Origin of the sequence: Dechloromonas agitata is5 (genome assembly GCF_000519045.1) — a bacterium.
GTDB classification, from domain to species: domain Bacteria; phylum Pseudomonadota; class Gammaproteobacteria; order Burkholderiales; family Rhodocyclaceae; genus Azonexus; species Azonexus agitatus.
Genome location: NZ_KI912532.1, coordinates 3,195,665 through 3,220,490, shown reverse-complemented (window position 1 = coordinate 3,220,490; position 24,826 = coordinate 3,195,665). Strand labels below are relative to the sequence as shown.

At 61.2% G+C, this 24,826-nt stretch carries 19 protein-coding genes and 1 tRNA gene; 8 read left to right on the top strand and 12 right to left on the bottom strand.

From position 1 onward, the window contains the following. Positions 1-3: 3 nt before the first annotated feature. From wecB to K420_RS0115730, 9 genes are all read right to left on the bottom strand, one after another. Positions 4-1,158 carry a non-hydrolyzing UDP-N-acetylglucosamine 2-epimerase gene (gene wecB, locus K420_RS0115770; RefSeq protein WP_027458896.1) on the bottom strand — a complete coding sequence of 385 codons (1,155 nt, stop codon included), beginning with the start codon at positions 1,156-1,158 and terminating at the stop codon, positions 4-6. 20 nt (positions 1,159-1,178) lie between these two features. Next, entirely contained in the window at positions 1,179-2,243 is a 1,065-nt protein-coding gene (locus K420_RS0115765; RefSeq protein WP_027458895.1) for an XrtA/PEP-CTERM system-associated ATPase, read from the bottom strand. 4 nt (positions 2,244-2,247) lie between these two features. Next, a complete protein-coding gene (locus K420_RS0115760; protein WP_157275128.1) occupies positions 2,248-3,897 on the bottom strand; it encodes a TIGR03016 family PEP-CTERM system-associated outer membrane protein in 1,650 nt (549 codons plus the stop codon). After that, positions 3,887-4,834 carry an XrtA-associated tyrosine autokinase gene (locus tag K420_RS0115755; protein ID WP_027458893.1) on the bottom strand — a complete coding sequence of 316 codons (948 nt, stop codon included), beginning with the start codon at positions 4,832-4,834 and terminating at the stop codon, positions 3,887-3,889. The genes K420_RS0115760 and K420_RS0115755 overlap by 11 nt, the downstream gene beginning before the upstream one ends. A 9-nt stretch (positions 4,835-4,843) precedes the next feature. After that, entirely contained in the window at positions 4,844-6,403 is a 1,560-nt protein-coding gene (locus K420_RS0115750; protein ID WP_027458892.1) for an XrtA system polysaccharide chain length determinant, read from the bottom strand. 63 nt (positions 6,404-6,466) lie between these two features. Next, entirely contained in the window at positions 6,467-7,057 is a 591-nt protein-coding gene (locus K420_RS0115745) for an XrtA/PEP-CTERM system exopolysaccharide export protein (RefSeq protein ID WP_027458891.1), read from the bottom strand. A 141-nt stretch (positions 7,058-7,198) separates the two neighbouring features. After that, positions 7,199-8,107, bottom strand: coding sequence for a ThiF family adenylyltransferase (locus tag K420_RS0115740; protein ID WP_027458890.1), 909 nt, complete (start codon positions 8,105-8,107; stop codon positions 7,199-7,201). Positions 8,108-8,165: 58 nt separating this feature from the next. Beyond that, positions 8,166-9,380 carry an ABC transporter permease gene (locus K420_RS0115735; RefSeq protein WP_027458889.1) on the bottom strand — a complete coding sequence of 405 codons (1,215 nt, stop codon included), beginning with the start codon at positions 9,378-9,380 and terminating at the stop codon, positions 8,166-8,168. 6 nt (positions 9,381-9,386) lie between these two features. Beyond that, positions 9,387-10,607 carry an ABC transporter permease gene (locus K420_RS0115730; RefSeq protein WP_027458888.1) on the bottom strand — a complete coding sequence of 407 codons (1,221 nt, stop codon included), beginning with the start codon at positions 10,605-10,607 and terminating at the stop codon, positions 9,387-9,389. Positions 10,608-10,897: 290 nt separating this feature from the next. On the opposite strand from K420_RS0115730, the gene K420_RS0115725 reads away from it, so the two are divergent. The 3 genes from K420_RS0115725 (at position 10,898) to K420_RS0115715 (ending at position 13,907) form a co-directional block, all read left to right on the top strand. After that, complete coding sequence (locus K420_RS0115725) at positions 10,898-11,812, top strand: PEP-CTERM sorting domain-containing protein (protein ID WP_157275127.1); 915 nt, start codon at positions 10,898-10,900, stop codon at positions 11,810-11,812. Positions 11,813-11,997: 185 nt separating this feature from the next. Next, complete coding sequence (locus K420_RS0115720) at positions 11,998-13,326, top strand: replication-associated recombination protein A (RefSeq protein WP_269746438.1); 1,329 nt, start codon at positions 11,998-12,000, stop codon at positions 13,324-13,326. Then, positions 13,326-13,907, top strand: coding sequence for a DUF4126 domain-containing protein (locus tag K420_RS0115715; protein WP_051453190.1), 582 nt, complete (start codon positions 13,326-13,328; stop codon positions 13,905-13,907). Before K420_RS0115720 ends, K420_RS0115715 begins: the two co-directional genes overlap by 1 nt. Here K420_RS0115715 and K420_RS0115710 read toward each other — a convergent pair. Further along, entirely contained in the window at positions 13,904-15,598 is a 1,695-nt protein-coding gene (locus K420_RS0115710) for a SulP family inorganic anion transporter (protein ID WP_027458884.1), read from the bottom strand. The genes K420_RS0115715 and K420_RS0115710 overlap by 4 nt on opposite strands. A 202-nt stretch (positions 15,599-15,800) precedes the next feature. On the opposite strand from K420_RS0115710, the gene serS reads away from it, so the two are divergent. Continuing rightward, positions 15,801-17,084, top strand: coding sequence for a serine--tRNA ligase (gene serS / locus K420_RS0115705; RefSeq protein WP_027458883.1), 1,284 nt, complete (start codon positions 15,801-15,803; stop codon positions 17,082-17,084). A 71-nt stretch (positions 17,085-17,155) separates the two neighbouring features. Here serS and mltF read toward each other — a convergent pair whose 3' ends face one another. After that, complete coding sequence (mltF, locus tag K420_RS19275) at positions 17,156-18,676, bottom strand: membrane-bound lytic murein transglycosylase MltF (RefSeq protein ID WP_051453189.1); 1,521 nt, start codon at positions 18,674-18,676, stop codon at positions 17,156-17,158. A 26-nt stretch (positions 18,677-18,702) separates the two neighbouring features. Between mltF and K420_RS0115695 the strand changes: the two genes are divergently transcribed. The 4 genes from K420_RS0115695 (at position 18,703) to K420_RS0115680 (ending at position 23,351) form a co-directional block, all read left to right on the top strand. Continuing rightward, positions 18,703-18,790, top strand: a tRNA-Ser gene (locus tag K420_RS0115695). Positions 18,791-19,009: 219 nt separating this feature from the next. Next, complete coding sequence (locus tag K420_RS0115690) at positions 19,010-19,987, top strand: ABC transporter permease (RefSeq protein ID WP_027458882.1); 978 nt, start codon at positions 19,010-19,012, stop codon at positions 19,985-19,987. Beyond that, on the top strand, positions 19,987-21,378 hold the full coding sequence (locus K420_RS0115685; RefSeq protein ID WP_027458881.1) for an ABC transporter permease: 1,392 nt from the start codon (positions 19,987-19,989) through the stop codon (positions 21,376-21,378). Before K420_RS0115690 ends, K420_RS0115685 begins: the two co-directional genes overlap by 1 nt. Then, positions 21,378-23,351, top strand: coding sequence for an ABC transporter ATP-binding protein (locus K420_RS0115680; protein WP_035854909.1), 1,974 nt, complete (start codon positions 21,378-21,380; stop codon positions 23,349-23,351). Before K420_RS0115685 ends, K420_RS0115680 begins: the two co-directional genes overlap by 1 nt. Before the next feature lies 1 nt (position 23,352). Here the strand turns inward: K420_RS0115680 and K420_RS19270 are convergent, their stop codons facing one another. After that, positions 23,353-24,756, bottom strand: coding sequence for a transglycosylase SLT domain-containing protein (locus K420_RS19270; RefSeq protein ID WP_232422801.1), 1,404 nt, complete (start codon positions 24,754-24,756; stop codon positions 23,353-23,355). Positions 24,757-24,826: the final 70 nt, after the last annotated feature.

Below are 24,826 nucleotides of genomic sequence, written 5' to 3'. Positions count from 1 at the left end.
GGATCAGCTTTGGCGGGCCATGAGCCAGGCAGCCAGATCGGCGGCGATGCGTTCGGCGGCATGGCCGTCCCACAGTTCAGGCGTGCGTCCGCTCTTGCTGCGCCCGGCCAGGGTTTCTGCGGCATGATGGCGGATTGCTTCGACATCGCGGCCGACCATCGTGTTGGTACCCTGCTCGACCGTGATCGGGCGCTCGGTGTTCTCGCGCAGGGTCAGGCAGGGAATGCCGAGGGCAGTCGTCTCTTCCTGCAGGCCGCCGGAGTCGGTCAGGACGATCCGGGCGCCGGCCATCAGGCCGAGCATCTCAAGGTAACCCTGCGGCGGCAGGATGATCATCCGCTCGCGGTCGATCAGGCTTTCCAGGCCGAAGCGCTCGATGTTGCCCTTGGTACGCGGGTGCAGGGCGAAGACGAGGGGCAGTGAAAGTGAAATTTCCCGCAGCACCCCGAGCAGCGATTGCAGGACTTCCGGATGGTCGACGTTGGAAGGGCGATGCATGGTCACCACGCCATAGCCATGGTCGGTGTCCAGAATGACGGGATCGATGCCGGCCGCCTTGAGCGTATCGGCCGGTTGGCGAGCAACGGCCCGATTGCTCAGTAGCGAGTCGATCATCACGTTGCCGACGAAGCGGATACGGTCACCGGCAATGCCTTCCCGCGCCAGATTGTCGGCGGCGCTGCGCTCGGTGGTGTAGAGCAGGTCGGCAACCTGGTCGGTCAGCACGCGATTGATCTCTTCTGGCATAGCCCGGTCGTAACTGCGCAGGCCGGCCTCAACGTGCACGACCGGAATGCCCTTCTTGACGCCGACCAAGGTGCAGGCCAGGGTCGAATTGACGTCACCGACGACCAGGATGCAGGACGGCTTGTGTTCGTCGAGTACCGGCTCGAAACGACGCATGACCTCGGCCGTCTGCACGGCATGGCTGCCGGAGCCGACTTCCAGATTGATGTCCGGGCGCGGCAGGCGCAGGTCTTCGAACAACTTGTCGCTCATGTCCCGGTCGTAATGCTGGCCGGTGTGCACCAGCAGCGTCGGAATGGCGGGCGTATTGGCAGCAAAGGCACGCAGGATGGGTGCCATTTTCATGAAATTGGGGCGGGCACCGACGACGCAAATGACCGGGCCAAGGGTCTGGGGCCAGAGTTGGGGCATGGGTGTTTCCTTGTTATCGATTATTTGATCTGCTCGCCGGATTCGAAGACCTTCTGGAGCAGGGCGAGCGTTGCACTGTTGATGTGTTCCAGTTGCTGCAGGCTTCTTTCCAGGCGGGTCAGGCGTTCCGCGACATGTTCCGCGTTGAGCATGGCGACCAGTTCATGGGGCGCCTGGGCATAGGGAGGGGCGAGCCTCGGCTGGCCGGCCGCGACAGGGTCGAACTGCTCAAGCAGGGGCGACGAGGCCATGGTCTGCCCGGTGCTACCGACGGTTTCCTCGAAGATTTCCCTGGCCACTTCATCGACATCGTGGGCGTCGAAGGATTTCTGGTTGCTCAGGAAGCCGAAAAGCAGCAGGCGGTCGCACACGGAATTGATGCGGCGGGGAATACCGCTGCTTGCCTTGAAGATCGCTTCGTAGGCCTCGGCCGAAATTGCCGGCGATTGCTCGGTTGCCCCGGCCAGTTTGAGGCGGTGCTGGATGTAGCCCTGGGTTTCGGTGACATCCAGCGGGCCGATGTGGCAGGCTGCGATGACCCGCTGCCGGAACTGCATCATGTGCGGGCTTTGCAGAATCTGCCGGAATTCCGGCTGGCCGATCAGGAAGCTCTGCAGCAAGGCCTGGTTGCCGTACTGGAAATTGGACAGCATGCGCAGTTCCTCGACGGCCCGGGCCGTCAGGTTCTGTGCTTCATCGACGACCAGCAGGCAGCGCTTCCCCTTGGTCGCCATGCTGATCAGGAAGGCTTCCAGCGACATCAGGACGTCCGACTTGGCGACATCCTTGGTACGCAAACCGAAGGCCGCACCGACCAGGCGCAGGGTATCGTCGGCATCCAGTTGCGTGCTGACCAGTTGGGCGGCGACGACCTTTTCCGGGTCCAGACTCTCGAGCAGGCCACGCACGATGGTCGTCTTGCCGGCGCCGACTTCCCCCGTGATGACGATGAAGCCTTCGTTCTGGTGCATGCCGTATTCAAGGTAGGCCTGCGCGCGGCGGTGCTGCTTGCTGCTGTAGTAGAAGGCTGGATCGGGGTTGAGTTGGAAGGGCTTGCTCTTGAGACCGAAGAAGGATTCGTACATGTCGTTAAAACAGGACCGAAAGCATGCCGATCACGGCATTTTCGGTATAGGGATTGGTCGAACTGTCGAATTTGGAGTGACGAACGTTCAGCGAACCGGTGGTCTTGGGGCCCAGCTTCGTGCTGATGCCTCCCTGGTAGAGCGTCGTCGTCGCCTTGAGTGCCGTAGTCCCGGTGCCGGTGCTTTCCTGGCGCGATGCGGTCAGGTTGGCGGTGGTCAGCCCCGACAGCTGATGCGCCAGACTGATGCTGACGCCGCGCTGCTTGATACTGTTAACGCTATTCCGGTAGAAATCGTCCTGAATGCTGTCGCTGGCCAGAATGCTGTCGCTCTCGTTGCGGTTGAACATGATCGTCAGCGTGTTGCGTACGCCTTGGACAGCCAGTGCCAGTTGCTGCCGGCGCTGAATGGTGGCGCGTGAGCTCAGGAAACTGCTGGTAACCGGCGTGCTGGCTGAGACCCCTGATGCCGCACTCAAGACGCTGGCACAGTTGTTCGCAGCAATGTCGAGCTGAATGGGGTCCGGGAGTTGGCTGGCCAACTGTTGTCTGCAGATCTGCTTGAAAAGATCAAACACGGTTCCCATACCGACGGAGGTGAACTGATTCGGCAATATCGATACATCCTTGGTATCAGAATAGCTGATGCTGCTCAATGGGAAGCGCTGGTTGACGGTGTAGCGATGCCCGTCTCCGAAGAAGCGCTTATCACGGAAGGCCGAAATCTGCGTCCGCTCGGTCGGATTCCAGTCGAACCCATAGCCATGGGTGGTGTGGCTTTCCTTGTCCACGGAAGCATAGTTGTTGGCTTCTTGCCCTCCGCTGAAGGTCACCCGGAACTGCGGAACCACGATATAGGTAGCGGATGCCGTGAAACGGTCGGAATCGGTCTTGCGCCCGTAGCTGTACTCGGCGGTCTGCTGCGACGCATCCAGCGCCCAGCGCAAGCTCTGGAACGGGGTGCTGCCGCGCAACTGACCGACCCATTCGGCGAGGTCGACGTCGGACGCGATTGACGCATTGGCATGTGTCGTCGAGTAGTTGTAACGCAGCAGATACTCGGCGACTCCGGCCACCTGGCCACGAATGTAGGGCGACAGGCGATAAGTCGAGGTTTCTGTCGTATTGTTGTTGATGTTGGCACTGCCGGGAGATTGTGTCCCGAACGCCGAAATGGCCTGCTGGGCAATGATCCCGCTGAAGTCGACGTAAAGCCAGTTTGAAACGGCTTCGAGCGTGCCGAAGGTGTTGAGCTGATTTTGCGTCCGGCTGTAGCCGGAGGGCGTCGAGTAGAACTGGCCGCGCAACGAATAGTCGAAATAGGCTTTCAGGCGTGCCGTTCGGGCGTCGACGCGGACCCCCGGCGCCAGCTCGGTGATGAAGCCACTTTCCTTGCTGCCTGTCGATCCGGCATTCAGGCGAACGTTGTCACTCCAGGTTTCGCCGAGGGTGATGCGTGGCGTGATGATGAAGGCACGCCCATCACCACTGCCCATGTTGTTTCCACCGAGAAACGCCGGTTGCGAGCCTGTTGCGGTGGACGATTCAGACAGTACAGAGCCGGAAATCTGCTGCGCCTGAATGGATTGGGCGCATAAGTAGGCGGCGACCATCGCTGCGAGGTGTGCTGCGGGGAACAAGCGGTCAAGTTTCATGTTGGTGCCCATATCCGTAGCCGTATCCATAGCCGTAGCCGTCGGTCTTATCCGAGCGGACCTGATTGAGCACCAGCATTTTCTGCGGGCAGGATTCAATGGTCGTGACAGCCTGCTTGACGGCAGCCTGCGCCGTGTTTTCGGCATTGACGACCATGACGACCTGGCCCATGTGGGTGGCCAATACCCTGGCTTCCGTCGTCAGCAGCAGCGGCGGGGAATCGAAAATGATGATGCGGTCGCTGTAGCGGCGCGACATGTCGTCGAGCAGGCGATTCATCGTGTCGCTGGCCAGCAGTTCGGTCGCTCTTGGGTGCGGCGTACCGCTCGGCAGGATCGACAATTTCTCGATGTTCGTCCGCAACAGGGCCTCCGAAATGTCGAGGGAGTTGGCTTCCAGCACATCCAGCAGGCCATGACTGGGCGGCAGGCCGAGCATGTTGAGCACTGAGGGGCGGGCGACGTCGGCATCGACCAGCATCACGGTGTTGTCGAGTTCCATCGCGATGCTGATCGCCAGGTTGATCGCGGTAAAGCTCTTGCCTTCACCGGGCAGTGCGCTGGTCACCATGATCAGGTTGCCGTTGGCGATGGCGTTGCCATGGCGGCCCATTGCATTGGCGATGAGCGGCCGCTTGATGACCCGGAACTCGTCGGCCAGTTGACTGCGTGCGCCGTTGGGTACCAGGAGGTTGGAGGCAGCGATCGCCTCGAGATTGATCGTGACCGATTTGCTCGTCGGCTTGCTCACGCGATCGGCTGTCGCCGTGTCCGCGGGGAGCTTGTCGGTAAAGCCGGGAGGGCTAAGAGGTGGGCGAGCGGTATCGACCGGGGGATGCTTCGGTGCCGGTGGCACCGGCTTGTCGTCGGGGGGGAGTTCGACGCCGGCTTGACGAAGTTGCTCGAGGCGCTTGGCAGCTTGTTCTATGAGGCTCATCTATCGATCTCAGTTGGCACGTTGCGCGATGAAAACCAGTGCGCCAATTCCAGTTGTATAGGCGAGTACCAGTCCGGCCAGCGCGATCAGGAAGCGGCGGAGGCTGGATTTTTCCTTTAGCTTTCGTGCTTCGTTGGGAATCAGCGATACCGAGCCGATCACCGGCAGATCGATCGCGTCGCGCAGCGTTTTACTGTCGAAGAAGACAGGGCGAATCTGGCTGGCCGCAAAAGCCACGAACAAGCCGCCGGCGATGGCAAGGAGCAGGCCCAGGGGCAGCAGCATCAGGCGGTTGGGAGCAACCGGTGTGTTGGAGGCGCGTGGCGGGTCGATCAGGCGGAAGTCGGCCATGGAGCCGGCTGTGTCGAGGTCGACGGTCAGTTCGGCCGAATCGCGGCGGGCGACGAGCTGCTCGTAATTGCGCTTGTCCAGTTCGTAGTCCCGATTGAGCTGGGCGAGTTCGGTCTCCAGTTGTGGCTGGGTTTTCATCAGCGTGGCCGTTCGCTTGTAACGCTCTTCGTATTCGCTGACCCGGGCGCGCAGCGAGGCGGCATTCGCCTCGGCTTCGGCCAGGGAAACCTTCAACTGCTGATAGACCGGGTTGTTGCTGACCGAGGCGCCCGGATTGGCAGCTGCATATTTTTTGCGTGCCAGGATTTCCTGGCGTTTTTGTTCTTCCAGATCCTTGATCAGACGGCGCGTGCCGATCACGTCGGGGTGTTGCTCGGTATAGCGTTGCAACAGGGTGTCGAGGTTGCGTTTCTGGGTGTCGATCCGGCCGTCGATCTCGGGCAGCGAAACGCTGGATTCGCCGATCGAGGAGTCGGGCAGCAGGACGGGCTCTTCGCCGGCGATCTGGCGGCGTAGCGCGTCACGCGATTGCTCCGCTTCCCGGAGTTGCAGGCGGGCGTTGTTCAACTGCACGCTGAGCTCGCTGATGCGATCGACGCCGCTTTTCCCCTCGGATGTAGCCAGTTCGATATTGCGCAGCTTGAAGTCTTTCAGGCGATTTTCAGCGGCTTCGAGTTTCTTTTCATAGTTCTTGATCTGTTCTTCAATGAATTTGCGCGCACTGTCCGTATCCTGGCGTTTGTCGCCGAGGCTTGATTCGATGAAGATGGAAACCAGCGCCTGCACGACACGTTGCGCCTTGGCGGGGTCCGGGTCGCGGAAGGCGATGGTGTACAGGTTGTCGCGGCCGACGCTCTGGATCTTCAGGGTCTTGGTCAGGTCGTCGATCAGGGCTTCTTGCTGGCTCTTGCTCTTGATGTTGAGGTCGAGGTCTGCCATCCGGATCAGTTTTTCGATATTCGGCCGGCTGATCAGGGTGCGGCTGAGCATCATGATCTGCTGCTCGATGTTCGGCTGAACGGCGAGGCCGGACATCAGCGGGCGCAGGATCGACTGGGTGTCGACATAGATTCGGGCAGATGCTTCGTATTGGTTGGGAATACGCAATATCACCCCGGCGGCCACTGCACCGATGATCCATGCGGTCAGCATGCCGAGACGACGGTGTTTCCACGTCGCCCGCAGGATGGTGAGTGCCTGGCGAAGAATTTCTTCCATCTAGAAGCTCAAAATTAAAGCCCCTGGGGTGAGCAGGGGCAGATTGTTCGGATCAGAATGAACTCAGAACCAGCTCTGCGGGATGATGAGTACATCGCCGGGCTTCATCTCGACGTTTGCCGTCACATCGCCGTTCTTGACCAGGTCCTTGAGGCGCACGCGGTATTGCGCGTTGTTTTCGGAGGTACGCAGGATGGTGGCCCGGTTGCCATCGGCGAAGTCGGTGATGCCACCGACCGCGATCATCACGTCGAGGATTGTCATTTTCTGCTTGTAGGCGAGAATCTGCGGTTTGGTTGCCTGTCCGATGACGCGGATTTGCTCGCTGTACGGTCCGACGAAGCCGGTGACGATGACGGTGACGACCGGATCACGGATGAACTTGGCCAGCTCCTTCTCGATGTCGCGGGCCAGGGAGGTCGAATCCTTACCCATGGCCTGCAGGTCGTCGATCAGCGGGGAGGAGATTTTTCCATCCGGGCGCACCGGAACGCTCATTGAAAGCTCGGGGTTGCGCCAGACGACGATATTGAGCGTATCGCCGGGGCCAATCTTGTAGCTGTAGTCAGCCGTTGCCGCATTCATCGGCGCGTTCGGGTGGGAGGCACAGGCTCCCAGCATCAGGGTGACGGCGACCAGAAGCCACTTCGTCATGGAGGTCTGCCGGTTGAAGAAACGGTTCATGATCATTTCCTTGGTTAAGTCGCAATCGGGGTCAAGGCTAAGCAGCGGGCATAATGATAATGGAAACGATGCCAGAATACTGCGCAGCGGAAAGCTTGGCCCAGAAGTATTTCACGAAAGCGAACAGCTTGATTGCCCTCGGCGTGGGGCAGCGGCGGGGGTGGTTTTCCTGAGTTGCTGCCGGACAAGGAAGCGCATCAGGCGCTGCAACGGGTTCCTGAATCCCCAGGGGCGCCAGGTACGAACGTATTTCATCCGGTAAGCGTCGAACTGGCTTCCCCATGGGGCGGAGCGAACATCGCCCCGGCCAAGCAGCAGTTTCAGCGTTTCGACAGCCGCGACGCCGGCACATAACTGGCACGATGCAATCGAGGAAGGGCCACGGCGCTCCGGCAGGCTGATGCGGCTCATGTCGGCAACATAGCCGCGCTGCAGAACGGCGGGTGATAACCCGATGAGGAATCGAATCGCCATCTCGAGTTCGTCGCAGCCCTCGAAACCGAAATAATCTTCGGCAGACATGCCAGTCGGGCTGAAGACCAGGACGGCAGTGCCAAAACCCAATGGGGCTGCCGTGACGACAGGAATACCTTTCGCCCGGCAGGCGGCGAATGTCTGGCGTCGCACGTGAAAGGCAAAAAAATCGAGGCCATCGACATAGACGTCCACCCCTTCGAGGAACTGATCCAGATTCTCGTCGGTGATGCCTTCGGGGAACAGCCGCATGTCGAGTTCCGGATTGACATCCAGGGCCATCGCCCGGAGAACGTCGAGCTTGGGGCGGTCGAGCGAACTCATCGTTGCGCCCACTTGGCGGTTGAAATTGACAAAGTCGAAGGTGTCAAAATCGGCGACACTAAATTTTCCGATGCCCAGTCGCGCCAAAGTCAACAGGTGGACACCGCCGACACCGCCGAGGCCACCAATGGCCACCCGGCAATTTTTCAGGCGCTCCTGCTCCTGTTCAGTTACCCAACCGATATTTCTGGAGAATGCGGCGTCGTAATCAAATTTGCGCATGATGAACTCCCGCTCCTGATTTGTTGTGGATGACCCAGGGTGAGGCCGGCATCTGGTTTCAGATCTGGTTTTGTCTCAGTGCATCGATGATTGGCAGCTTGACGACACGAATTCCCGGCCAAATACAGGCCAGCGTGGTTGCCAGGAAACCGATGGCAAACGACCGGGCAATATCGATGGGCACCAATTGAATCGTGGCAAGGTAGCCGATGTTGGCATTGGGGGGCGGCGGCATCGGGATGCCGACATGAGAAATCAGCACGCCTGCCGTAACACCGAATGCAACACCGAGCAGTGCGCCAATCAAGCCGAGCAAGGCGCTTTCCGTCATGAGCAGTCGGATCACGTCTGCCGGGCGGCTGCCGGTCGCCAGAAGCGTGCCAAATTCGCCCGTGCGCTCGAAAATGCTCATGCTGACGCTGTTGGCCACGCTCAAAAGCACCATGATCAGAATGATGAACTGGAGGAAACCGAACTGCTGTTCATATAGCGCCACGGTTTTCTCGTAAAAATCATTCAGTTGAATCCAGGTGCGGCTCTCGAATTCGCCGGATTTGAGCATGCCGTCGAGTTTTCTGGCGACCGTGGCTGTCTCTGCTGTGGACTTCAGGGAGATCACCAGGCGGTTGATTCCATTCGAGTTGAGAAGCTCCTGAGCAGCCGCCAAGGGAAGACGGATGTAGCGCGCGTCGTAATCCTTCGAAAAGCTTTGGAAGATGCCGACAACGTCCAGCTCCAGGGTATTCAGCGCCCCCTCCGGCGTGTTGGCCAGTAGAAAGACCTTGTCTCCTGTTTTGAGGCCGAGGGCTTTGGCAACACCCTGCCCGACAGCAATGCCGAATGCGTCCCGCTGAGAGAGCTGGCGACCCTCCACAATCTGGATGAAGCTGCCGAGACGTGCTTCGCCATCGGGCTCTATACCGTCCGCAATGATCGGCCAGTCCGTTTTCCCGTTATTCAGCAGCCCTGAAAAGCTGACACGCTCCAGTACCTCCTGGACCTCCGGTAGTTGCGCTACCTCCTGCTTCAGGAGCTGAGGTGCCGCGATCAGGAATTTTTCCGGCGACCGCGAACCATAGGTGAAGAAACCACTCTTCACGATCTGCAAATGGCCGGACTGGGAGTGGATCAAGGCCTCGCCCAACTGAAAGAAAATATCCCGGACGAAACCACCTGCCAGAATGAGCCCGGCAACACCAAACGTAATCGCCGCAAGCGTAATGGCGGTTCTGACGCGTTGCCGGAAAATGTTGCGGAAGGCGAGTTTGACCATAGTCGGCTAACGATTGTGACGCAGCGCGTTGACGATTTCCATCCGCGAGGCCTTGATCGCCGGGATGATGCTGGCAAGCAGCGTCGTGCTGGCAGCCAACAGGAAAGCTTCAGTCATCATGGGCAAGGTGATCAGGATTTCTGCTGTGTAGCCAAACGACATGCCGGGCGGGGCGGGCATGGGGATGCCGATGGCAGAGATCAGCGAGCCCAGCATGTAGGCCAGAACAAGGCCGAGAATCCCCCCGATAACGCCCAGTATCAGGCCTTCGGCAAGAAACTGGAGCAACACTTCGCGGCGTTTGACGCCGATGGCCATGACGGTGCCGATTTCACCCGTTCGTTCCATGACGTTCATCATCAGCGTATTCGAAATGCTGAGAACAATGATGGCAGCGATGATCAGGCGTACGACATTGACCTGACGCGCAAAGAGTTCAGCGGTCTTGTTGTAGAAATCCGCCATCTCGTACCAGGGGACAAATTCCAGGTCATGCCCCGGAAACTGCCGCTGCAACTCACTCAGGATGGCGGGCGTACTTTCCGTTTTGTCGAGCAGGATGGCGTAGGTGTGCGAACCGCTGACCCGCAGGAGCTGCCGGGCGACAGAGATGGGAACGCGCAATGCGGCGTCGTCGTAGGCTTTGGTGATCGTCGCAAAGAGTCCGAGAATGGTTACTTCGACTGCATTCACGCCACCGGTGGCGCTGTTCACCATCAATACCATGGTGTCGCCCGGAGCAACCCCCAGGTTCGCCGCGAGCCCCTGGCCGACGATGATTCCTTTCGGATGGTCAGCCGAAAGCCCTTTGCCTGAAACGATCGTGAGCGATCGGCTCAAACGCTCCTCACGAGTCGGGTCGACGCCTTCACCGATAAACGAGATCGTCGATTCCTCGTGGCTGGCCAATCCATTGAACGAAAGGCGGGGCGTCAGCAGTTCGACATGCGGCAACTGCTGGATCTTCTCGTCGCGCATCGCGTCGGAATCGAGAAGGTAGCCGTACGGATCAGCCAGGCCGGACTGCAAAAAACCGGGTTTGAAAAGCCGAATGTGGCCAAGTTCGGAATGAATGGTCGACTCGCGGCCATAGCGCAAATTCCATTCAATGAAACCGCTGGCCAGGAGTAGCGCCATGATGCCGAAGGCAATCGCCAAGACTGCGGTCATCGAACGACGCAGTTGCCGGAAGATGCTCAAGAGGGCCAGGGCGAGCGTGGTTGTCATGCGCGATGCAATTGGATTCGTTATGGGGAACACTCTACTACGATTACGGGCTGTATCGTTTCAGAGATCACAGCATCATGAAATTTGTCTCGTCGGCGGTGTCGGAAATGCTTACATTGGCTTTCTCTTCCTTGGTTTTATTGAGTGCCTTGATAATTTTTGTTTACCTAAAACTCCATTAAAAACATGATGTTGATCTGTTTTTGTTGGGTTGGTTTTTAGGCTGGCACGCTAGGTGCTTAATGAATTCCGAGCGAGCCATCGGCTCCCGGAAAATAACGGAGGAAATCATGTTCAAGAAAACTTTAGCAGCATTGATGATCTGCGGAGCGATGGCATCCCCCGCCTCGGCTTCTCTCTTCATGATCAACAACGGTGTGGACTTTGGATCCAACGGCAGTACCAGTACCAGCGCCATTAACGAACTGGGTTACACCGGGACGTTGGCTACCTCGATTTATCTTGGCAATCCTGCTGTTGCAGGGACTGAAGTGATCGACACCAATATCGCGTCTGTTATGAACTTTTACGGCTTCTCCGCTGGAAGTCATCCGACGTTGAGTGGTGGTTCACAGGAATTCTTATATCCAAGCAATCCCGATAATCTGAACGTCAATGCCCTCAATAACGTTCCCTCTGTGACCGATAAAAACGGTTTCAATGACGGCGAATCGCTTCCGTACGGTACCGGTGGTACCTGGGGCCTGACTTATCAGTATGAACTGAAGGGTGTTAGCACCGGTACGAACATCCAGTACAACGACGGGTACTTCAATGTCTTCTATCAGGACGGTGGGGCTGCCAAACAGGTTCTGCGGCTTAAAGTGACGAATTCCGATACACAACTGACCAATCTGAATGTGTTCGGCTTCATCACCTTCGACTTCGATGGTAACGGGACTGATGATGCAGCGGGTGATTCGTTTATCCAGAATCTGTTCGTTGATGCAGCTTCGGGTAAGTCGTTCTATGAACTGTGGCTCGCCAATCCGACCGGGAATACGCTCTCTTGGGTGGTCGACACAAACGTGAATCCCCCGTTGCCGACACCTAATCAGCTTTGGCAGACTTCTGAAGGAACTCTGATTCGCCAGTCGACCCTTGATGGCAGTATCCGCTTTGCAGTTCCGGAACCTGCCTCTGTTGCCCTCTTGGGCCTTGGCCTCCTGGGGCTTGGTTTGTCCCGCAAGAGCAAGAAGTCTTAACCCTTAATTCCAAGCCACTTCAAAAAATCGCAGCCCATCCGGGCTGCGATTTTTTTTGCCTGGCTTGCAAGTTGTTTGGATCTGTTACCAAATATTCTGCGAGTCAGAGGAAAGTGTCCTGACGCTATCGGTCGGACCGATAATGGCAACTTTCAGTTGTTAAGCGGGGCGTGTCCTTGAGTGATTTGTTTTCTCAGAACTTCTCAACATTGACGGGTAGCCATGCCAGTGCAGCGCATGCACCACTCGCCGAGCAGTTACGGCCGCAAGCGCCGGATGAGGTGATCGGTCAGCAGCACCTCCTGGGGCCGGGCAAGCCTTTGCGCCTGGCTTTCGAGTCCGGACAGCCGCATTCGATGATCCTGTGGGGGCCGCCAGGGGTTGGCAAGACGACCTTGGCGCGGATGATGGCGACGCAGTTCAATTGCGAGTTCATTGCCCTTTCTGCGGTGTTCTCCGGCATCAAGGAGGTGCGCGAGGCGGTGGCGCAGGCCGAGTTGTGGCGGGCGCAGGGTAAGCGGACCATTCTCTTCGTTGATGAAATCCACCGTTTCAACAAGGCGCAGCAGGACGGTTTTCTGCCTTATGTGGAGAGCGGGTTGTTCACCTTCATCGGTGCGACGACCGAGAACCCTTCGTTCGAAGTCAATTCGGCGCTGCTTTCGCGAGCTTCCGTTTATGTCCTGAAGTCGCTTGATGAGGCCGAGATGGGTGCTTTGTTCGATCGGGCGGGGGAAAGGGCACTGGCGGATCTCGCCTTCGATGGCGACGCCCGGGCGCGGTTGATCGGTCTGGCTGATGGCGATGCGCGGCGCTTGCTCAACTTGCTTGAACAGGTGCGGAACGCCGCCCATACGGCCAAGCTTGCGGCGGTTGATGGCGCCTTCATCGAGGCAACCATGGCGCAGAATCTGCGCCGCTTCGACAAGGGTGGCGATGCCTTCTATGACCAGATTTCCGCCCTGCACAAGTCGGTGCGCGGTTCCAACCCGGATGGTGCCTTGTACTGGTTCTGCCGCATGCTGGATGGTGGGGCCGACCCGCGCTACCTGGCCCGGCGCATCATCCGCATGGCCTGGGAGGATATCGGCCTGGCTGATCCGCGCGCCATGCAAATCGCCAACGATGCGGCGGAAACCTACGAGCGCCTGGGTAGCCCGGAAGGCGAGCTGGCCTTGGCACAGGCGGTGATCTACCTGGCCGTCGCAGCCAAATCAAACGCCGGCTACATGGCCTACAATGCGGCCCGCGCTTTCGTGAAGCAGGACGGTTCGCGGCCGGTGCCGGTGCACCTGCGCAACGCGCCGACCAAGCTGATGAAGGAGCTCGGCTACGGCAAGGCCTATCGCTACGCGCATGACGAGCCGGAAGCTTATGCGGCCGGCGAGTCCTATCTGCCGGAGGACATGGCCGAGCCGCATTGGTACGCACCGACACCGCGCGGCCTGGAGGGGCAGATTGGGCAGAAGCTGGACCACCTGCGCGAACTGGATCGCAAGGCCGGCAAGAAGTAATGGATCTGATCCAGACGATCGCCCTCGCCGCCGGGCTGGCCTGGGCGAGTGGCCTGCGCCTGTACCTGGTGGTGTTCCTGGCCGGCATGTTGAGCTACTTCGGCTACCTGCAACTGCCGGCGACACTGGCGGTGCTGCAGCACCCGCTGGTTATCGGGGTGGCCGGGCTGATGGCGCTGGCCGAACTGGTGGCCGACAAGATTCCCGCCTTCGATTCGCTTTGGGACAGTTTCCAGACCTTCATCCGCATCCCGGCCGGCGCACTACTGGCCGCCTTCGCCCTGGGTGAGATCGATCCGGCCTGGGGGCTTGCCGCCGGGTTGCTCGGCGGCACGATCACGGCCGGTACCCACTTTGCCAAGGCCGGAAGCCGGTTGGCGATCAATGCGTCGCCCGAACCGTTTTCGAACTGGCTGGCATCGTTCTCCGAAGAGGGCATGGTGCTTGGCGGGCTATGGGCGATGTTGGCGTCACCGCTCGTTTTCCTCGGGTTGCTGGCCGTCTTCATGTTGATCGCCGGCTATGTGCTGTTCCGCCTGGCCGGGTTGTTGCGCCGGCTGTTTTGGCGTAGCGCGGTCTAGCGCAGCGCCTCGAATGCCTCGTTGGCCGAGAGGAAAACCCGGCCCTTCAAGGCCGGCCAGAGCGGCGAGCGTTTCAGGCGGTCTTGCACCGGCCCCTTGATTTCGGCAAGATGCAGCGCGATGCCTTGTTCGGCCAGGTTGCGGTTGATGTCGCAGAGGGTTTCCATCGCCGTCGTATCGACACGGTTGATCGCGCTCATCACCAGCACGACATGGCGCATCTGCGGCGATTGCAGCAGTTCGCTGCCCAGCCGGGTTTCGACAGCGGCCAGGTTGCCGAAGAAGAGGCTTTCGTCGATCCGCAGGAAGAGGGCCTGCGGCAGGGTGTCGACGGCGTACCGTTCAACGTTGCGGAAATGCTCGCTGCCCGGCAGGCGGCCGAGGCGGGCGATATGCGGCGTGCTGGCCCGGACGATGAGCGCAATCAGCGACAGGGCGATGCCGATCGCAATACCTTGCTCCAGCCCGAGGAAAAGCACGCCGCCGGCCGTACCCAGCCAAGAAGCGGCATCGATCCGGTCATAGGCCCAGGCAGTGCGCAGCGACCGGAAGTCGATCATCGAAAACGCGGCAACCATGATCGTTGCGCCCAGCGCGGCAAGCGGCAGGCTGGCGAAGGCCGGTGCGGCAGCCAGAACGATGGCGGCCATGGCGGCCGCCGTGACCATGCTGGCCAGCGGCGTGCGGGCGCCGGCCGAGACATTGAGCACAGTGCGCGATACGCCGCCGCCCACCGGCATGCCGCCATGCACGGCGGCCACTAGGTTGGCGACACCGAGGCCGAGGATTTCGCGATTGGCGCTGACCCGCTCGCGGCGCTGGATGGCCAGTGCCTGCGCCATGGCGATGTTTTGCACCATGCCGACCAGGGCCATGATCAGCGCCGGTAGCGCGAGATGGCCGAGCTTCGCTTCTTCTGGCCAGATCCACTGCAGGGGCGGCAGGCCGCTCTCGATACTGCCGACGATGGTGATGCCCCGGCTGGCCAGATTGCCTTGGATAACGGCCAGCGTCGCCAGGCCAACGATGAGCAGCGGCATCAGGCGGACGACGAAGGCGGCACGGCGCGCAGGGAAACCGAAGCGTTGCAATAGCCGGCCAAGCAGATGGCGGTTGGCGGCCATGGCCAGCAGGCAGGCGATGCCAAGCTGGGCTGTCGGGGACAGCCGGCCGGCCGCCAGATCGCGCAGGAAGGCCGGCAGGTCGGCGAGATGCGCGATACCGAAGACATGGTGGGCCTGGCTGATGACGATCAGGATTGCCGAACCAGTCAGGAAGCCTTGCGTGACGGGGCGGCTCAGCAGCTGGGCGAGAAAGCCGAGGCGGAGCAGGCTGGCGAGGACCAGCAGCGCGCCGGTGAGCAACGACAGGCTGGCGGCGAGCGCTACGTATTCCGGTGATTGCGGCGCGGCAAGGGGGGCCAGGACGGTCAGCGTCATGATCGAGGTAATGGCCACCGGACCGACGGCCTGCACCATCGAACTACCCACCCAGGCGTAGGCGAAAGCCGGCAGGATGCTGACGTACAGCCCTGCCTGTGGCGGCAGGCCGGCGAGCAGGGCATAGGCGAGACTTTGCGGCAGGGCGAGCACGGCGACGATGAGGCCGGCGACAAGGTCATCCGCCAGGGCGGGGCGCGGATAGTGGCGGAGCCAACAGGGCAGGAGAGAGCGGGGGACGGGGAACGGCATGCGTCAGACTAGTAGAAGCAGACGCTAATGCTAGGGCAATTGCCGGCATCGGCCAAATGCTCTGTTAATCGAGAGGGAGACGGGGCGATGGGGGCTGGACCCTGGTTTCGACGATGCGGAGGCCGAAGGTGGGTGGGATGGCTCGCGTATAATTTCATCTTCGGCCGAAATTGCGGTCCACCGTCACGATTCAGGATTCTCCATGCTCGACATCCAACTCCTCCGCACCAACCTTGAAGCCGTCGTCGCTGGCCTGGCCAAGCGCGGCAAGCCGATCGACTTTGCTGAATTCTCTGCGCTGGAAGCCGAGCGCAAGACGCTGCAGACCCGGACGCAGGAACTGCAGGCGCAGCGCAACAGCCTCTCCAAGCAGATCGGCATGTTGAAGGGGCAGGGCAAGGATGCGTCCGACGTGATGACGCAGGTCGGTGCGCTGGGCGACGAGCTGAAGGCTTCCGAGACCCGTCTTGGCGAGTTGCTGGAGAAGTTCAACGCCATCCTGGCCACGCTGCCGAATATCCCGGATGAATCCGTGCCGGTCGGCGAAGATGAAACCGGCAACGTCGAACTGAAGCGCTGGGGTGCACCGAAGACCTTCGCGTTCGAGGTCAAGGACCATACCGATATTGGCGAGGGGCTGGGCCAACTGGATTTCGCCACCGCCGCCAAGATTTCCGGTGCCCGTTTTTCCCTGCTGAAAGGCGGCATCGCCCGTCTGCACCGCGCACTTGCCCAGTTCATGCTCGACACGCATACCGAAAAGCACGGCTACACGGAGGTTTACGCGCCTTATCTGGTGAATGCCGCCAGCCTGTTCGGCACCGGCCAGTTGCCCAAATTCGAGGAAGATCTGTTCAAGGTTCTGCGTGGCGAGCAGGACCCGCTCTACCTGATCCCGACCGCCGAAGTGCCGGTGACCAACATCGTGCGCGATGAAATCCTGGCCGCCGAGGCGCTGCCGCTCAAACTCGTCTGCCACACGCCGTGCTTCCGTTCCGAAGCGGGTTCGGGCGGTCGCGACGTGCGCGGCATGATCCGCCAGCACCAGTTCGACAAGGTCGAGTTGGTACAGATCGTCCACCCCGACCAGTCGGCCGCCGCGCATGAAGAACTGACCGGCCACGCCGAAGCCATTCTCGAGGCGCTGGAACTGCCGTACCGCCGTGTCGTGCTGTGTTCCGGCGACATGGGCTTCTCTGCCGCCAAGACCTACGATCTGGAGGTCTGGCTGCCGGCGCAGAATACCTACCGCGAGATTTCGTCGTGCTCCAACTTCGGCAGCTTCCAGGCTCGTCGCATGCAGGCCCGTTTCCGCAATGAGAAGAACAAGCCGGAGTTGTGCCACACCCTGAATGGCTCGGGACTGGCCGTTGGCCGCACGCTGGTCGCCATCCTGGAGAACAACCAGCAGGCCGATGGCAGCGTCGTCATTCCGGCTGCCTTGCGTCCCTATATGGCGGGGCTGGAACTGATCGTGCCACGCTGATCTGATAATCCCGTCGGCCTCGGCCGGTTTGAGCGATGCCCGCCGAAACCAGGCGGGCATCGTCGTTTACATCACCAGCTTTCGTTTGGTTCCATTGTCGGCAGGCGAAGCGTCGCGGCTTCCGGTGCCTCTCGTGGCTGGCTGGTAATGGCCTTGGCAGCCGCCATTTTTCGGGCGTATTCCTTGCGGCGTGCCTCGATTTCGTTGACCAGACGCTTCAAGCCCTCGGCCGCTGCCGGGCTAGGGGCGAGCGGTGGCGCATTGCGCTGCAGGATGTCGTAATAGCTGCGGATGTTTTCGACCAGGATTACCGCCTCCCCCCCCCGCGCCTTGCCGATCCGGAGTTGTTGGGCATAGCGCGGCTGGGCCAGCAGGGGCAGGATGCGCTTCATCTCGTACCAGGCATTGGGGTCGGCCTTGAGCTGGCGGGCCAGGGTCTGGGCGGCGCCGAAGTGGCCGGGTCCGATGTTGTACGCTGCCAGGGCCAGCCAGGTACGGTCGGGTTCCTCGGTTTCTTCCGGCAGTTGCTCGCGCAGAAGGTTGATGTAGCGCGCCCCGGCCAGGATGCTCTCGTTGGCATCCAGCCGGTTGCCGACTTGCAGGCGGTCGGCCGTTTCTTCGGTCAGCATCATGATGCCGCGCACATTGGTATAGCTGGTCGCGTTCGGGTCCCACTGCGATTCATGGTAGGCGACGGCAGCAATCAGGCGCCAGTCGATCCCGGTGAGGACTTGTGCGGCCTGGAAGGATTTCCGGTACTTGGGCAGGGTCGTCTCGATCTCGCCCAGGAAGCGGATGATGTCGGCCTGGGTCAGGCGCCGGACGTGGCCGAGATAGCGGTCCTCCAGGCGGGCCAGTGTGCCGTCGTGCTGGACCCGCTCGACGAACTTGTCGACGCGCGCCTTCAACTCCACGTTCGGATGCCGGCCCAGGCCCCAGGCCACTGGTTGGTTGTCGCTCAGGGCAAGCGAGGCGCGCAGGTTGGGAATGTGCTGGTTGGCAATGTCTTCCAGGCTTTCATCGAGCGCGACGTAGTCGATGCCCCGGTTGCCCAGCTTTTCCAGCAGGGCAAAGATGTCGGCACCGTTGAATTCCTCGATCCGCAGGTCGGGAATGTCCCGGGCCAGCTTGTGCAGCGTTTTGGCCTGCCGCGAGCCGCGCATGACATGAACGGTCTGGCCGGCCAGTTGTGCGGTGCTACTCAGAGGGAGGGTCGCTTCGTGCTGGATCAGGATGTCGCGGGTCTGGAAGATGGGCGGGGTCGATTGCAGGCTCGGGTCGGCGTTTGATGTCAGCCAGCCGATCGCCAGATGGTAGCGGCTGCTGAGGAGGTCGTCTTCAAGCGCTTCCGGCTGGCTGATGATGTATTTGACGCCGACACCCAGTTCCTGGGCGAAAGCCTGTACCAAGTCATATTCGAGGCCGCCCGGATTGCCGTTTTCGTCGGTCGTGTAGGTCAGTAGCCCAGGGTGGACCAGGACGACCAGATCATGCTGTGCCGGCGTGGGGAAGGGCAGGCGCGCCTCCCTCTCGCCACAACTGGCGATAAAAAAAGTGATGCACAGCAGTAATAGACCTACTATCCCGCGCATGTCTTGTGCTATTATCTCGCTCCCGCGGAGAGGTGGCAGAGTGGTCGAATGTACCTGATTCGAAATCAGGCGTACTGCAAGGTACCGAGGGTTCGAATCCCTCCCTCTCCGCCAGGGTTCGAAACAAAGCCATATTCTTCAGTCGCTTGCGATTTGGTGAATGTGGCTTTTTTCTTTTCTGCCATGCCGGCTGACCCGGATCAGGCGGCGCAGAGTATACCCGAGCCCGCCATCCGCCTCGTCGTTACTGTGTAAAGCTTTGTGAAGCTTGCCCAGCACCGGCTGGTGCCCTCTGGTCACCCATCCCGCCCGGCTCTTGGCATAATCGCGCCAATGCTTGCCTACATCGTTCGCCGACTTCTCTATGCGCTGCCCATCCTGATCGGGGTCAACCTGATCACCTTTGCGCTGTTCTTCGTGGTCAACACGCCGGACGACATGGCGCGCATGCAGCTGGGCGTCAAGCGCGTGACGCCTGAGGCGATCCAGAAATGGAAGGTCGAGCGTGGCTACGACAAGCCCTTGCTCTGGAATGCCGAGGTGGGCGGATTGGCCAAGGCGACCGAGACCATCTTCTTCGAGAAATCGGCACGCATGTTCGTCGGCGATTTCGGGCGGGCCGAAGACGGGCGCGACATCGCCCGCGAAATCGCCAGCCGCATGGGGCCGTCGCTGGCGATTGCGCTCCCCACCTTCCTCCTTGGCTTGTTCGTCACCATCAGCTTTGCGCTTACCCTGGCCTTCTTCCGCGCCACGGCCTTCGATTTCTGGGGTGTCGTGCTGTGCGTGGCGATGATGTCCATCTCCGGTCTGTTCTACATCATCGGTGGCCAGTATTTAATCAGCAAGGTGTGGCGGCTGGTGCCGATCTCGGGCTTTGGCGCGGGGCTGGAAGCCTGGCGTTTCCTGATCCTGCCGGTGCTGATCGGCGTCGTTTCCGGGATTGGCTCCTCGACACGCTGGTATCGCACCATTTTCCTGGAGGAGGTCGGCAAGGATTACGTCCGTACCGCCCGGGCCAAGGGCCTGCCGGAAACCCTGGTCTTCTTCCGTCACATCCTGCGCAATGCGCTGATCCCCATCCTGACCGGTGTCGTCGTGGTCATTCCGCTGCTCTTCATGGGCTCGCTGCTCACTGAGTCCTTCTTTGGCATTCCCGGCCTGGGCAGCTACACCATCGACGCCATCAATGCGCAGGACTTTGCCGTGGTGCGCTCGATGGTCTTCATCGGCTCCGTGCTTTACATCGTCGGCCTGATCCTGACCGACATTTCCTACACGCTGGTCGACCCGCGGATACGCTTCGAATGATGGGTTTTGAAATCGTCATCCTGTGGTCCGACCTGCTGATCTGGCTGCTTGTCGCGGCCGGTGTCGCTCTGGGTGTCCTGATCGCGCGGAATCCGCCCTTGCTGGCGGCCTGGCGGCGGGTCGGTGCCAACCGGATCGGCATGGCCTCGGCCACGGTGCTGCTTGCCTTCGTGCTGGTCGGCCTGCTCGACTCACTGCATTACCGTGTGGCGCTGGAGGGGAAGCCGGGGCAGAAGGTACAGTATGCCGTCGAGGTGCTGTCGGTACTCGATGCGCTGGCGACACCCTTGCGTACCCGCAACGAGAAAACCTATTCCGAACCATTCGCTACCCGCCTGTATGCCAAGGAAACCATCGACGTACCCGGCCAGGGTTCGGTGCGCGAATATCCCCGCCTGAAGCATGGCGGGCAGCATCTCGGCGAACGGGAAGGCGAGGTGGCGGCGGATGCCGGATTCACCGCCTTCCGCGCGGTGGCGCTGGCGTTTGTCGTCTGGATGGCGTTGGCCGGACTGGCCGCGCGGGTCGCCGGGGACGGCAACACGGACGGCTGGCGGCGCATCTGGCGCGGCGACACTGCTTTTGCCTGGAATGCGGTGCTGATCGCCTGCGGGTTGATCCTGCTCATCGCTGTTCCCTTGTTCAGCTTGTCTGGTCAGTACCACGTTTTTGGCACCGACAAGGTTGGTCAGGATGTCTTCTACCAAGTCCTGAAGAGTGTGCGCACCGGGTTGATCATCGGCCTGGTGACGACACTGGTCATGTTGCCCCTGGCCGTATTACTCGGCATCGTCGCCGGCTATTTCCGCGGCTGGGCCGATGACGTCATCCAGTACGTGTATACCGTGCTCAACTCGATTCCCGGCGTGCTGCTGATTGCCGCTGCCGTACTGATGATGCAGGTCGTCATCGACACCCATCCGCAGTGGTTCTCGACGGCCGCCGAGCGTGCCGATCTGCGCCTGCTGGCACTCTGCTTCATTCTCGGCATCACCAGCTGGACCGGCTTGTGCCGGCTGTTGCGCGGTGAAACGCTGAAGCTGCGCGAGCTCGAATACATCCAGGCGGCGCAGGCCTTCGGGGTATCGAACGGGCGCATCATCCTGCGCCACATCCTGCCCAACCTGATGCACATCGTGATCATTGCCCTGGTTATGGACTTTTCCGGCCTGGTGCTGGCCGAGGCGGTGCTCTCCTATGTCGGCATCGGCGTCGATCCGAGCATGACCAGCTTCGGCACGATGATCAACAATGCCCGTATGGAACTCGGCCGCGAACCGGTCGTCTGGTGGTCGCTGGCCGCCGCCTTCTCCGCCATGTTCATCCTCGTCCTGGCCGCCAATTTATTCGCCGATGCCGTGCGCGATGCATTCGACCCGAGGGCCGCCTGATGTTGAGAGTTGAGCTGCTTCGCCTCGCTTTCCAGTCCGGCCGGCAGACGCTGGTCGCCGTCGATGGCGTGTCCTTTGATATCGCTGCCGGCGAAACCTTCGCCCTGCTGGGGGAGTCCGGATGCGGCAAGTCGGTGACGGCTCAGGGCATCATGCGCCTGTTGCCGGCGGTTGGGCGCATACTCGGCGGACGTGTCTGCTTCGATGGCGAGGATCTGCTCGCCTTGTCGGAAGCGGAGATGCGCACCTGGCGTGGCGGGCGCATTGCGATGATCTTCCAGGAACCGGCCACCAGCCTCAACCCGGTGCTCACCGTCGGTCAGCAGATCGGCGAGGTGCTCTGGCGTCATCTGGGCTTGCGCGGGGCTGAGGCAACCGGGCGCATGGTCGACCTGCTGCGCCAGGTCGGTATCGCCGATCCCGAGCGTCGGTTGAACGAGTATCCCTTCCAGTTCTCCGGCGGCATGAAGCAGCGGGTGATGATCGCCATCGCGCTGGCCGGCGAGCCGGAACTGCTGATCGCCGACGAACCGACGACTGCGCTCGACGTCACCGTCCAGGCACAGATCCTTGACCTGCTCGCGCGTTTGCAGGCCGAACGCGGCATGTCGATCCTGCTCATTACCCACGACCTGGGTGTCGTTGCCCGCATGGCGCACCGGGTCGGTGTCATGTACGCCGGCGAGTTGGTCGAGGTGGCCGGGCGCGAGGCATTCTTCGGCCAGCCACGCCACCCCTACACGCAGGCGCTGTTCGAGGCGCTGCCCGATATTTCGCGGCGCGGGCGCGGTCTCGCCACCATCCCCGGCCAGGTCCCTTCGCTGGGCAGGATGCCATCCGGCTGCCGTTTTTCCGACCGCTGCCGGCATGTCATGGCGCGGTGTCGCGAGCAGTCACCCGACTGGCGCAAGCTGGATGGCCATGCTGTACGTTGTCACTGGCAGGGCGAGGCGGCGGAAGCGGGCGAATGGCGGCATCCGTTGACGGAAATGGAGGGGGCGGCCGGCCGGTCTTTCCTGGAAGTCGACGATCTCAAGGTCCATTTTCCGATCCGCAAGGGCTTTCTGCAGCGTACGGTCGGGCATGTGCGGGCGGTTGATGGCGTGTCCCTCGCCATCGCGCCGGGGCGGACGCTGGCGCTGGTCGGCGAGTCGGGATGCGGCAAGACGACGGTCGGCAAGGCGCTGCTGCAATTGATACCGCCCAGTGGCGGAGCGGTGCGCCTGGGCAGCAACGAACTGGTCGGCCTCAAGGGGCAGCGCCTGCGCGCGGTACGCCGCCACATGCAGATGATCTTCCAGGACCCCTTTGCTTCGCTGAATCCGCGTTTGCGGGTTGGCGACATCATCGCCGAAGGCATGGAGGCACTCGGGGTGAGTGGAGGTGGGGCGAGTCGGCGAGCCGCCATTGCCGCATTGCTCGCCCAGGTTGGTTTGCCGGACGAGGCAATGGAGCGTTATCCGCACGAATTCTCGGGCGGCCAGCGCCAGCGCATCGCCATCGCCCGCGCGCTGGCCGTGCAGCCGGAACTGCTGATCTGCGACGAACCGACCTCGGCGCTCGATGTCTCGGTCCAGGCGCAGATTCTCAATCTATTGAAGAAACTGCAGGCCGAACTGGGGGTGGCCTACCTGTTCATCACCCACAATTTTGCGGTGGTCGAGTACCTGGCGCACGACGTGGCCGTCATGTACCTCGGGCGCATCGTCGAGCAGGGCAGGGCGGAGGAGGTGCTACGCCAGCCACACCATCCCTATACCAAGGCGCTGTTGTCGGCGGTGCCGGCGCCGCGTCTGGAGGCTTTGGCAGGCGTGATTCGCCTGGCGGGTGAAACGCCGTCGCCGGCCAACCCTCCGGCAGGTTGCCATTTCCATCCACGCTGCCCGCGCGCGAGCGATCTGTGCCGCAGCCAGTATCCCGCCACGGTGGCCCTGTCAGCGACGCACCGCGTGACTTGCTACCACCCCGAGTGAGTCATTTGCGCTTCTTGTTCGTCGGCTGACTGGCCGCCGGTTTGGCGGGGGTCGGCTTGGCAGTGTTCCGGGCGGTACTCTTGGCACCCTTGGCGTCGGGCTTGCCGGCCGTTGCCCGGCTCGCCTTGGTAGGGCCGGCGTTACCGCCATCCTTGGCGGTTTTGCTCCCCTTGCTTGCCGGGGATTCGTCGCGTGGCGCACATTTCGCACTCCGCTTGTTGCCTTTGCCACAGGTGCGGGCAATACGTTCCGGTTCGATGATGTGTTGAGGGGCCTGGGCGTTGAGCAGCGAGGTGAGGCCCGATGAGCTGCCATTGCCGGGGACCAGCAGGGTTGAACCGGCACCGAGCCGGACTTTTTCGGAAAGGCCGTTGACACGGGCGAGTTCGGCCGCCGTCGTGTTGAAACGGGCGGCAATCTGCTCCAGGCGCTCAGCCGATGTCACCGTGTAGGCCTGCCACTGGGTGAGTGGCACCCGGCTGTCGTGCAACTTGCTGCGGAAATCATCAACCTTGTCGGCCGGGATGACCACGGGGGTGTCGGGTTTGATGATCGGCCGGTTGTGGGACGGATTCAGGCGCTGGAATTCTTCGACCGACATGTTGGCCAGTTGGGCGGCGGTTTTGACGTCGATCGGGCGCGGCGTTTCCAGCGTGGCGAAATAAGGTTCGTTCGGAATGAAGGGTAGGCCGAGGCGGGCGATGAGGCCCGGGTTCCCGAAAATGTTCTTCAGCGCCTGCAATTTCGGAACGTAATGCCGGGTTTCGTTCGGCATGTTCAGGCTGGGGTAATCGGTCGGCAGACCGCGCGCCTCGTTTTTAGTGATCGCCCGTTTGACGGCGCCTTCACCCCAGTTGTACGAGGCCAGTGCGAGGTGCCAGTCGCCGTGCATGTCGTAGATGCTCTGCAGGTAGTCAAGCGCCGCATTGGTCGAGGCGACGATATCGCGCCGCTCATCGCGCCACCAGTTCTGTTCCAGGTTGAACCGCTTGCCGGTCGATGGAATGAATTGCCACAGGCCGGAAGCATGGGCCCGCGAGTAGGCATTGGGGTTGAACGAGCTTTCCACCATGGGCAGCAGGGCCAGTTCGGTCGGCATGCCGCGTGCTTCGAGTTCCTCGACAATGTGGTGCAGGTAGGGCCGGCTGCGCTCGACCATGCGGCGCAGGGCATCCGGCCGGTTCTGGTACCACTGCTGGTAGTAGAGCACCAGATCGTCATTCAGGTCGGTCATCGCAAAACCATTGCGAATGCGGTCCCACAGGTTGTTCTCACGGACGGTTAGGTCGATGCTGACCGGCAGTTGCGGCGCCCCCTGAATTTCCTGGACTGCCAGGGAATCGTTGGCCGGCGAGTCGAGCAGCACCGGCATGCTCAGGGATGAGAACGGGGATGTTTCACCCATTTGCGCCGATGCTGGCGCGATGAGGAGTGAGAGGGTGATGACGAGTACGGCGTGGCGAATCCGGAGCAGA